A 10,415-nucleotide genomic window follows, 5' to 3' on the forward strand; every position below is an offset into this window, starting at 1 on the left:
CAGCCGGTGCGCGGCGCCCGACCAATGCAGTTGCTCATGGGCCTTGGTCGCCAGGAAATCGTCGACCGAATGGAAGGCTTCCGGCGCCGGCAGGCGGATCAGGTCCCGCGAGGGGATGTAGCAGGGCTGAGCGCCGCCATATTCGATCTGGGCCGGGACGGCGTCGAGGATGGCGTTCCGCGTCGCGGCGCGCACGGCCGGGTCGACCGGCGGGCCGGCGCGGTAGCGTTCCGGGCAGTCGGTCAGCTGGTCGGCGTTGAAGACAGCGTAGGTCTTCAGATAGCGCAACACCTTCGGGTCGGCATCCTCGCCGCCGGGATCGCCCGCCTCGCCGGCACGGCCTTCCCCCTCGACAACGCGTGTCTTGTAGAGGATGGCGAGCGAGCCCTTGGCGCCCTTGGCCACCGGCGCGCCGATCGCCAGGGCCTGGCGGAAGGTGAACCAGTAGGGCGAGCCGTAGCCGCGCAGCGCGCCGGCGAACGACAGCAGCCACGAATTGCTGCCGGTGAAGGGCTCGCCGTTGGCCCGCAAGGGGAGGGCGGGATCGGCGCCGGCTCGGCTCCAGGCCTGCCGCCACGGCGGCGTGCCCGCCTCGATGCGGGCGATGATGTCGGCCATCAGATCGTCTAGGGGCGTGGACATGGGGACCTCGGGTTCGCCGCCCCGGACCCATTCCGGAGCGCTTGCCTGCTCCGTCCCTTCCTTTCCCCTCCCCAGACGGCCGCGCGGCCCCGCACGAAGAGAGCCGCCGGTCCGACCCGGCGGCTCCTCGCGCTGTCCATCGGCCCTAAGCGGCCGCTGGCAGGATGCTCTGCGCCGGCCACTTGGCCAGGATGGCGGTGAGCACGTCCGGCCGATCGGTCGGCACGAACACCCGCGGCGTGTAGCTGATGATCTCGACGAAGCAGCCCAGCGCCGTGAACGTCGAGCGCTGCGAGGCCGCGCCGACGATCTCCAGCCGCTGGCGGTCCATCACCTTGGCGCGCCGCAGCCAGAGGCCGCCGGCCAGGGCGACCGAGGCGCCTTCACCGAGCACCAGCCGGGAGGCCGCGCCGCCGTCGCCGACCGCGCTGGCCGTATCGGTCAGGCCCAGCGCGATCTTCAGGGGGACGACCTGGGCGGGGTCGAGCACCCGGCCGAGCCAGCGTCGCCCGTCCGGCGCCTTGAGCCGGCGCACCGAGGTGCGCTTGTCCGGCAGACTCGCCCAGATCGGCAGCAGGAGGCCGCTGACCACCACGAGATCGCGGGTGATCCAGGGGTCGGCCTGCGCGATCTCGGCGTCCCAGGCGGCCCGCCACGCCGCTTCCTCGCAGGCCTCCCAGGCCGATTCCTCGAAACCCTTCAGCGAAGCGATGGTGCGCTTCTCCGGGCGGACCAGGCGCACGGCCGGGATCAGCCGGTCGTCGTCGTTGGTGGTGGTCAGGCCCTGGACGACCAGCGCCGCCCGTCCCGACTTGGCGTTGACGGCGAACACCGTCGCCTCCGGGTCGACCCCGGCCAGGGCGTCCTCGGCGGCGAGCAGGGACCGGCGGGTGCGGACCTGGAAGGTGAGCAGTCTGGTCTCGGCGCCGGTGACCGCATCGGTGCGGATCACCTCCTCGCCCTTGACCACCAGGTCGTCGGCCTCGATGTCCTCCATGCCGCGGTCCAGCGCGCCGGCGGCTACGGCCCGCTCCAGGATGCTGGAGAGGATCTCGTCGAAGGCCGCGAACAGCGCGTTCTGGTCGGCGATCCGCAGCGCCAGCAAGCGATTGAGGAAGGTGTTCATCGGCGGCAGGTCGTCGGATTTCTTCAGATCGCCGTCATGGTCGAGCAGCCGCAGGCCGGTCTTGGCCTCGAAGGTCTCGCGATCCATGGCCTCGACGTTGCCGAAATGCAGGGCGATATAGAAGGCCTGCAGCGCCCGGTGGGCCCAAGGGCTCTCCAGATTGTCCTCGGCGCGGAACAGGCCGTTGCCGGCCGTGCGCCGCTCCCCCCGGGTCAAGGCGCCCAGGCTGTCCAGCCGGCGGGCGATCGTCGAGGTGAACCGCTTCTCGCCGTGGATGTCCGTGGTCACCGGCCGGAACAGCGGCGCGACGGCCTGGTTGGTGCGGTGCGAACGGCCCAGGCCCTGGATCGCCGCATCGGCCCGCCAGCCCGGCTCCACCAGGTAGTGGACCCGGCGCTGCTGGTTCTGGACGCTCAGATCGGCGTGGTAGCTGCGCCCGGTGCCGCCGGCGTCGGAGAACACCAGCACCCGCTTCTTGCCGGCCATGAAGGCGTCGGTCTCGGCCTTGGCCGCCGAGGCGCTGCGCCGCTCAACGACGCGGCGGCCGTCGCGCCGGACCACCCGGCGGCTGCGGCCGGTGATCTCCGCCACCATCTCGGTCCCCAGCGCGTCGAGGACGGCGTCCAGCACGCCCGGGACGGCGGGGAGGCAGGCGAGGTGGGCGACGAGTTCCTCGCGCAGTCGCAGGGCTTCCTGGCTGACCACGGGGGCTCCGTCGACCATGACCGGGACCATGGTCACATTGCCGTCCTCGTCCTCGACGGCGTCCATCGCCATGATCGGGAAGGCGCCCATCAGATAGTCGAGCACCTGGTCCTTCGGCGTCAGGTCGACGGCCAGGTTGTTCCATTCCTCGGCGGGGATCTCCGCCAGGCGGCGCTCCATCACCGCCTCATTGGTCGAGACCACCTGCACGACGGCGCTGCGGCCCTCGCCGAGATCACCTCGGATCGAGGCCACGAGGGACGGAGACTTCAGGCCGGCCAGGAGGTGGCCGAAGAACCGCAGCTTGGAGCCTTCGAACGCCGACATGACGGCCGAGGCGGCCTGGCCGGACTTGGCCTTGCCGTCTTCGCTGATGCCGACCGCCTCCAGGGCGGCGCGCAGGTTCTGGTGGATCAGCTGGTAGGCGTCGGCCCAGGCGTCCCAGATGGCGATGTCGTCTTCCGTGAGCGGATGGCGTAGGGCCTCGTATTCGACGCCGTCGAAGGACAGCGAGCGGGCGATGTAGAGGCCCATGGCCTTGAGCTCGCGGGCGATCAGCTCCATCACCGCGACCCCGCCGGTCTCGACGGCGTCCATGAAGGCCTCGCGGGTGGGGAAGGGGGCTTCCGGCCCACCCCAGAGGCCCAGGCGCGCGGCATAGGCCAGGTTCTCCGGCGTGGTGGCCCCTGTCGCCGAGACGTAGAGGATGCGGGCGTTGGGCAGGCGGTTCTGCAGCGCCAGCCCCGCCATGCCCTGCTGGGAGGCTTTCTTGGTCCCGCGCGCGCCTTTGCCGCCGCCGGCGGCGTTGGCCATGGCGTGAGCCTCGTCGAACACGATGACCCCGTCGAAGTCGGCGCCGAGCCAGCTTACGATCTGATCCAGCCGCGAGGGCCGGTCGCCGCGGGCCGGCTGCCGCAGGGTCGCGTAGGTGGTGTAGAGGATGCCGCGGTCGAGGCGGATCGCGTCGGCCTGCTTCCACGACGACTGCGGGGTGATGTCGGAGGCGGCGCCGCCGATCGCGCCCCAGTCGCGCCGGGCGTCTTCCAGCAGCGCGTCGTTCTTCGACAGCCAGACGGCGCGCTGGCGGCCTTGGGCGATGTTGTCGGCGATGACGCCGGCGATCTCCCGGCCTTTGCCGCAGCCGGTCCCGTCGCCGAGGAAGAAGCCCTTGCGAAACGACACGGCGCCCGGGTGGTCGTCCTTGACCAGCACCACCTGGTGCGGCGCCGCGCCGGCGATCCACGATCCCGGCAGCACCTGGGCATGGGCCTCGCCGGCATAGATCACCGTCTCCATCTGCGCGTCGGACACTAGGCCCTCGGCGGCGACCTTCGGCGGCAGCTGTGGCCGGTAGGTCGGCGCCGGCGGCGCGACCGAGGCCATCGGTCCGGATTCCACCAGCGGGGAGGGGTGGGGCTGGACGTGCGGGAAGGCGATGCGCCCGAGCTCATAGGCTTGGTAGAGGCCGACATCGTGACCCTCGCCTGACCAGGGCTTGGTCTCATAGGCGAGCGGGGCGGCGGTGTTGAGGAAGGCCAGGCGCGTCGACGGCGAGGCCAGGGAACGGGCCCGCGGGGCGAGGACGGCGACCTGCGACAGCGCCCGGAACTGGCGCGGCCGGGCCGTGGGCCGGGCGATCACGCCGGCGGCCGCGCGGGCCGCGTCGGCCAGGGTCTCCGCGGCGATCACCGGCGCCAGGGCCGGGTCCGCGGGTCCACGGTCGACGACCAGCAGGCCGGTCTCGACCGAAGTCCCGTGCTTGGCGTAGGCCCGGTTCGGGAAGGCCAGCCGCTGGACGACCTGTCCGCGCTCGGCGAGGCGGCGCTGGGCGGCCGCGTCTTCGAACAGCCGGGCCGGGACGATCGCAGACAGCCGCCCGCCCTCGGCCAGGCAGTCCAGCGCCGCATGCAGGTGCTCCTCCAGCCGCTGGAACGGCGGGTTGGCGATGACGGCGTGGAAGCCGCCCGAACCCGGCAGGATGTCGCGAAGATGCCGCGCGTCATGGGCCGATCGCGCGGCGGCCGGGAACAGGCCCTCGAGCAGGCCCGCGCGACCGGCGGCCAGCTCGTTGAGGGTCAAGGTCGCGCCGCAGGCCTCGACGAGGACCGCCAGCATGCCGGTGCCGGCCGATGGCTCCAGCACCTGGTCGCCCGCGCGGACCTGGGCGGCCAGCACGGCCAGGGCGCCCAGTTGCGGCGGGGTGGAGAACTGGTCGAGCGCCACCTGCTCCTCGCTGCGGCGCGTGTGGGTGAGGCCAAGGTCCGCCAGGTTGGCGAGCAGGGCCGCGATCTCCGCCGGAGCGTCCTCGAGCCGGCCGATCTGCGGCCCCAGACGACGAATCTGCAGCACCAGCGCCGCCTCGACGGCGTCATAGGCGTCGCGCCAGATCCAGGCCCCCTCAGTGTCCGATCCCCCGAAGGTCGTGGTCATCACGCTGGCGACGAGACGCCGGTCCAGGGCCCGCGAGCGGTTGAGCTGCGGGCAAAGCGCCCGGGCTGCGGCCAGGATGTTGGCGGCCTTATGGTCGGCGCCGTCGGTCGCGGCGGCGAACAGGGGAAGCATGGCGTTCATGGAGCAGGTCCGGATCACCCGCGGCGGAGGGCGCCTCCCTCCAGTCCCGACGGGCTCGCCCGTCCGCCCCCTGCCTTTTCCTTTGACCTGCGGGTGATGACGCACCCCGATGAGCGCCGCCGATCTCTGGACCAGCCCGTCCTTGGGACTTACAGGTGTCGGGGAGGAGCAGCGCCCATGCCGGCTGGCCGGGACCCCATCAAGGTGATCGACGAACCCAACGCTGATCGCACGGCGCTGCAGCCCGTCGATCACGCGGCGTTCTTCGCGGCGTTGGACCAGCCTTCGGCGCCGACGGCCAAGCTGAGGGCGGCGTTCGCGCGTCATCGGAAAACCGTCGCTTCCCGGTGAGGCCCTACGCGAGGACCGGGCGTGCCTCGAGATCGAATACGCTTTGCGGCGCATCCTTGAGCGACGGCCTGTGGGGTTCCGCGTCTACTCCGTCCGCGCGACCACGCCGGCGCGACGATCTCGGACGCGCGTCATGAACCGCGCTCGGACGAGGTTGAACAAAGCCTCTGGCAGAAAGCCGTAGGCCGCGCTTTCAGGACCCCGATCGCCGACGCGCCGAAGATCAGGGCCGGGCCAGACAAAGCTGTTGCCCTCGCTGACGACGATCCAGGACTGCTCGCTGTCGAGACCCAGGCGGTTTTTCGTGGCCTGGGGCAGTTCTATGGCGTCGTCGGGATCCTTGGGAGGGCTATGGGTGATGGGCAGGACGTAGACGACCCTAACGCCGCCATCGGTCTCGACGGCGAGGACTACGGCGCATGGGCGATCCTTGACGCCTTCCTCACGCCCGGCCGCCGCCTCGCTGCGCCAAAGGTAGGAATATCGAATGACAAGGCCGGCCCGAGGAGTCGGCCAGCTCATGGCTTCCAGTCTTTGAGCTCGTCATCGAGATGGGCGAACTCGGCGGGATACTCGGCTGTGGCGATCAGCTCAAGCACCTCATCGGGCAGATCCTCCGACCGGAAGACCTGCCGATCGCGCCGCTTCAGCCTGTCGTATTCCGCCGCCGAGATCATCACCAGCCGGTCGCGGCCATGCTTGGTGATCCGCACCGGCTCGGCCAGCGCCTGGTCAGCCAGCGAACCGAAGTTCTTGATGAAATCCGCGGTCGAGATGCGCACGATCGCCTCCGATTACCGAGTTATACGTATAACTCACATTCTTGATCGGCGCGAGTCTGTTCAGTCCGCGACGACGCGGCCGTGCCAGCGCACGATGAGGTCTTGCACCGCCTCGCGTCCGATCAGGGCGTCGGGATAGACATTGTTGCGGCCGATGAAGCTGGCGACCAGCAGCAGATCTCGAACCGCGAGGTCATCCAGCAGCCACATCTCGGTCGGGTCGAAGCCGCCAAGCTCGGCGGCGTTCCACCAGGCGAGCAGGAAATTGGCGCCACGCGGCTGCCGCCGGTGTCCTCGCTGGCGAGCGCCACGAGGCGCGCCAGCGCGATCTTGGTCTCTTCGTCTGGCGTCCTCCATGTGCATGATATCCGTAGCGTCCAGCGGTGACAGAGCAAGAGCCCCCGCCCGGTGGACGAGGGCTCCTGCAGGTCAGGCCGCGATCTGGTCGGCCGTCGCGTCCGACGTCTGCCGGGCGGGGCTCGCCTCGGCGTCGCCATCCTCTTCGGCTTCAGCGTCCTCGACCGCCTCATCGGGCAGACGGTCCCAGGCCAGGGCCACCGGCGCCCATTGGCGCTCGGCCGCCGCCTCGGCGACGAAGGTCACCAGCTCGTCCTTCTTCAGGGTCTTGGCCCGGTCGTCCTCGACCTCCATCTCGTCCAGCAGCCCCAGGAGCTGCTTCTTCGAGTGGACAGCGAGGTAGGCCTCGTCCGGCGTCCAGTGCGCCGAGATGTCGGCGCCGCAGAGGGCGGCGATCTCGGCGGCCTCGGCCCGGGCCGCATGCCGCAGCGAGGTGGTTCGGCCCTCCCGGACGTTCAGCGAGATGGCTGTCAGCTCGGCCATCAGCGCCATCTTGTCCCCGTGGGCCAGGGTCTCGACCCACGGGATCGGCCGCAGTCCGCTGGCCTTGTAGGCGGCGCGGCGTGCTTCTAGCCTGGCGCGCACCTCGCCGTCCAGGGCGGGGATCGAGGGCGTCGAGCCGCGGCGATAGCCGGTGGCGTTGATGGCCGCCGCCGACTCCTCGATGCTGCCCGAGCTGTGCAGCGCCAGGTTCTTGAACAGCTGGGCCACCAGCACGGTCAGGGCCGCCCCTGGATCGTCGGCCAGGTCGCGGACCAGGCCGCGCGTGGCGACGTCGGTGCGAGTCTCGTGGAAGATGTGGCTGGAACCTTCGACCTCCACGTCGGCGCGCGGGACTTCGACGTCGTTGGAGGCGCGGCCATAGCCGCCCGAGGGCGAGGCGTCCTCATCCTCCTCTTCCTCGCCCTCGATCTCGTCGGGCAGTTCCTCGGCCGGGATCGGGACCGAATAGAAGGTCGCCGACACCCCGTAGCCGTCGGCGGGCGTCAGCAGCACCGCCCCCAGCCGGCTGCGCGACAGCGGCGCCGCATCGACCGCCATCTGGGCGCTGAAGAGCGCGCAGAGCGCGGCCGGCGCCGCCTCGCAGAGGGCGTCGACCTCCTGCAGCTCGCCGGCGACACGGGCTGCCTCCGCGCGCGCCGCCGCCAACGCTTCGGCCTGGGCTTCGGTCAGGTCGCGGCCGTAGACGTAGGGGAGGTTGAAGAAGCCGTCCGGGGCGCGGTAGCCGCCGTCGCGGCCGACATAGACGGCCAGGCCCGCCGCCTTCAGGTGCTCGATGATCGGCTCGATGCGCGCCCGCCAGGCGGCCTGCAGGATCTCCGGATCGAGCAGGCTGTCGGGAAGCTCGCCGAACAGGTCGGTCGACACCCGCCCGCCGGCGGCGACATAGCGGTCCATGCCGACCAGGACGAAGCGGTCGTCCTGGACCGTCGCCCGGTCGCCCTCGACCACGTTGCGCAGCTGATAGTCGTGGAAATGCCCGTCGAGCGCGGTCTGGGCGATCTCGGCCTGCTGCTTCTTGTCGGGCAGGCGCGCGAACAGCCGCACCTGCTTCAGGGTCAGCCGGCCCTGGCGCAGGGCCTTCAATACGCTCGGGTGGACGGCGGAGAGCGCCTCCAGCCGCCTGACCTCCAGCTCGGCGTAGCCCAGGGCGCGGGCGATGCCGGCGGTGTCCATCTTGGCTTTGCGCAGCTTGCCGATGGCGCCGATAATGTCGGCGATGTGGACCGGCGCCACCTCGGCGTTGGGCAGGACGATGGCGGCGGCCTGCTGGCCCTTGCTCACCGCCAGCTTGCAGACGACCGGATAGTCGTCGTCGATGTCGCCGCGATCGCGCAGCGCGAGGAGGGCGAAGCGCCGGCGGCGCCCGTCGAGGGCCATGAACGGCTGCTCGCCCTTGCGCCCGGCCCGCACGATCGGCGGGATCAGGACGCCGGCCGCGAGCACGGTCTCGGCGAGTTGCGGCACGCCGTCGTCGGCCGGCTCCTGGAAGCGGAGGTTCTCCGGCGCGAGGCCGAGGTCGCCGAGGCGGACGGTGATCTCGTCCATCGGGGTGACGGAAGCGGTCTGGATGTCGGTCATGGGGGTCAGGCTCCAGCGCCTGGGCGAGGGTCATCCTGCCCCTGGGCGCGCCCACCCCAGCCCTTCCTCCGGCCTTTCGCGGCTGAGGGCAGGCTCCGGCCCCTCAGGCGGGCCGCGCCGCCTCGTTCCAGTCCCCATACGGCTCGGGCGGAAAGGCGATATCCGCCGCCACGCCCTGCCGGCGCAGCCGCGCGGCGAGGATCTCGGCCGAGGCCTCCCCGTCCTTGCCCCGGTCGGCGGCGATCAACACCTTCCGCACGCCCTCCGGCGCGGACCAGCTCTTCAGGTTGCGCGTCGACTGCAGCGCCCAGCCGGGCAGGCCGAACCGTTCCGTCGCCGACAAGGTGGTGAACACCCCTTCGGCGACCAGCATCTCCGGCGCGGCCGGGTCGAGCCGCACGGCGCTGCCGGGCGGGACCAGGCCCACGGTCTTGCGCGGCAGCCGCAGATCCAGCGCCCGCTGACCGTTGGCGGCGAGATAGGTGATCTCCACGGCGCTGAAGGATCCGTCGGCGGCGCTGATCGCCACCAGCAGGGCAGGGCGGCGATACCGGCTCTCGGCATAGGCGGAGACCGGGGTCTCGCCGCCGTGACGCAGGACCTGCGACCCCGGCAGCGCGCGCTGGATGTGGCGCAGGCGGCAATGCCGCTCGGCCAGCGCACCGGCGACCGGCCGGCCGGCGTCCCACAGGCGCCGCGCCGCGTCGAGGCGCCGGAAGTCGGGCTTGGGCGCGCTCGTTTGGTCGTCGCCCGGGCCGAACGACACCGAACGGGGCGCATTGTGGGCGTCGATCAGGCGCTTGGCGCGCAGGTCGTCGAGCACGGCCTGCCAGTCGCCGTCGCCGAAGGTGTGGACGATGACCCGATCGTCCTTCAGCAGCAGCGACACGGAACGGTCGGCGCGGCTGTGGCCGGGCGCCGGGATATTGGCGCGCCGGCCGCCGTCGTAGAGGTCGCCGCCCAGCACCTCGACGATCACCTTCAAGGACATGGTCGGCGCTCCGGCCGCAGGGGTTGCGCAGATCTCGGCATGGTCTCGGCTCCTCGGCGTCTGCGACGCTCCTCTGTTCGCCCCTCGCCGCCCTTCCCCAACCTTTGGGCCGGACCTTGAGCTAGGTCCGATCCTCACCCCTGCCCGGAAAGGCCAGATAAAGCGCGATCGCGGCCCCGGCCACGCCCAGCGCCCACCAGGTCAGCGGGCCTGGCCGCTCGGGATCGGCCAGGGTGTCGGCGACAGTCACCCCGACCATCAGGATCGGCACCGCCAGCAACAGCTCGCGGGCCCGTCGCCAGATGCGCCCGAACCGGGCGCGGCGAGTCGTCGACGTCGGGCCGTCCATCGTGCCTCCAAGAGCGTCCGGTCCGAGCGAGGACCGGCGTTCGGGCAGGCCGGGAGCGGCGACCCATCGTCAGGCGTGCCGCAGCACCGACCGGAACATGGCCCTTTTCACTTAGAAAGTCACCTATCGCACCCTCGAAACCCGCAGAGCGACAGCCCATGGGGACAGAGTTTGCTCCCAGCTGAAGCCCAGCCGACAGGCGGTCTCTTCGTCTGGCGTTCTGGCCGGCGACGGCTTGCAGCCTCGTCCGGCGCCGCAACGCGCGGCGGCTAAGGCTTTCTTCCCCGGCGCGATGCGCCTCCTCGCGCGGCAACAAAGCCGCCGCCGGCGTCTGACGCCCTGGCGGGTGCGGCGGCGCTCCGCGCCGGCCTCCTGAGCGCCATCGAGACCGCGATCGGCGCGGTCGAGATCAGACAGGAGCAAGACCATGGCCACCATCGGAACCTTCACCCGCCGCGG

At 71.4% G+C, this 10,415-nt stretch carries 9 protein-coding genes; 1 reads left to right on the forward strand and 8 read right to left on the reverse strand.

The genetic code is table 11. The annotated features are described in order from the left end of the window. Window positions 1-642 (reverse strand): ArdC-like ssDNA-binding domain-containing protein (locus ABS78_RS23250; protein WP_293385425.1); only part of this gene is annotated, 642 nt, incomplete at its 3' end. A gap of 145 nt (window positions 643-787) precedes the next feature. Continuing rightward, complete coding sequence (locus ABS78_RS23255; RefSeq protein ID WP_293385428.1) at window positions 788-5,044, reverse strand: strawberry notch family protein; 4,257 nt, start codon at window positions 5,042-5,044, stop codon at window positions 788-790. Window positions 5,045-5,221: 177 nt separating this feature from the next. Here ABS78_RS23255 and ABS78_RS23260 point away from each other — a divergent pair, with 177 nt between their 5' ends. Further along, window positions 5,222-5,395, forward strand: a complete 174-nt coding sequence (locus tag ABS78_RS23260; protein ID WP_293385431.1) for a DUF1778 domain-containing protein — start codon at window positions 5,222-5,224, stop codon at window positions 5,393-5,395. Window positions 5,396-5,479: 84 nt separating this feature from the next. Here ABS78_RS23260 and ABS78_RS23265 read toward each other — a convergent pair whose 3' ends face one another. The 6 genes from ABS78_RS23265 to ABS78_RS23290 all read right to left on the reverse strand — a co-directional run bounded on the left by ABS78_RS23265 (window position 5,480) and on the right by ABS78_RS23290 (window position 9,956). Beyond that, window positions 5,480-5,917, reverse strand: coding sequence for a growth inhibitor PemK (locus tag ABS78_RS23265; RefSeq protein ID WP_293385434.1), 438 nt, complete (start codon window positions 5,915-5,917; stop codon window positions 5,480-5,482). After that, complete coding sequence (locus ABS78_RS23270) at window positions 5,914-6,177, reverse strand: type II toxin-antitoxin system Phd/YefM family antitoxin (protein ID WP_293360847.1); 264 nt, start codon at window positions 6,175-6,177, stop codon at window positions 5,914-5,916. The genes ABS78_RS23265 and ABS78_RS23270 overlap by 4 nt, the downstream gene beginning before the upstream one ends. Before the next feature lie 60 nt (window positions 6,178-6,237). Next, window positions 6,238-6,534: a hypothetical protein gene (locus ABS78_RS23275; protein ID WP_293385437.1), complete on the reverse strand. Its 297-nt coding sequence runs from the start codon at window positions 6,532-6,534 to the stop codon at window positions 6,238-6,240. Between the two features lie 72 nt (window positions 6,535-6,606). After that, on the reverse strand, window positions 6,607-8,616 hold the full coding sequence (locus ABS78_RS23280) for a chromosome partitioning protein ParB (protein WP_293385440.1): 2,010 nt from the start codon (window positions 8,614-8,616) through the stop codon (window positions 6,607-6,609). Window positions 8,617-8,719: 103 nt separating this feature from the next. After that, window positions 8,720-9,607, reverse strand: a complete 888-nt coding sequence (locus ABS78_RS23285; protein WP_293385443.1) for a toprim domain-containing protein — start codon at window positions 9,605-9,607, stop codon at window positions 8,720-8,722. Window positions 9,608-9,728: 121 nt separating this feature from the next. Then, entirely contained in the window at window positions 9,729-9,956 is a 228-nt protein-coding gene (locus ABS78_RS23290; protein ID WP_293385446.1) for a hypothetical protein, read from the reverse strand. Window positions 9,957-10,415 lie beyond the last annotated feature (459 nt).

The sequence above is a fragment of the Phenylobacterium sp. SCN 70-31 genome, assembly GCF_001724605.1.
Lineage (GTDB): Bacteria > Pseudomonadota > Alphaproteobacteria > Caulobacterales > Caulobacteraceae > Phenylobacterium.

Excerpts from the sequence above, each read along its gene's own strand:
- ABS78_RS23255 (WP_293385428.1), bottom strand. The coding sequence starts at position 5,044 with ATGAACGCCATGCTTCCCCTGTTCGCCGCCGCGACCGACGGCGCCGAC.
- ABS78_RS23265 (WP_293385434.1), bottom strand. The coding sequence starts at position 5,917 with ATGAGCTGGCCGACTCCTCGGGCCGGCCTTGTCATTCGATATTCCTAC.
- ABS78_RS23285 (WP_293385443.1), bottom strand. The coding sequence starts at position 9,607 with ATGTCCTTGAAGGTGATCGTCGAGGTGCTGGGCGGCGACCTCTACGAC.
- ABS78_RS23280 (WP_293385440.1), bottom strand. The coding sequence starts at position 8,616 with ATGACCGACATCCAGACCGCTTCCGTCACCCCGATGGACGAGATCACC.
- ABS78_RS23260 (WP_293385431.1), top strand. The coding sequence starts at position 5,222 with ATGCCGGCTGGCCGGGACCCCATCAAGGTGATCGACGAACCCAACGCT.
- ABS78_RS23290 (WP_293385446.1), bottom strand. The coding sequence starts at position 9,956 with ATGGACGGCCCGACGTCGACGACTCGCCGCGCCCGGTTCGGGCGCATC.
- ABS78_RS23275 (WP_293385437.1), bottom strand. The coding sequence starts at position 6,534 with ATGGAGGACGCCAGACGAAGAGACCAAGATCGCGCTGGCGCGCCTCGT.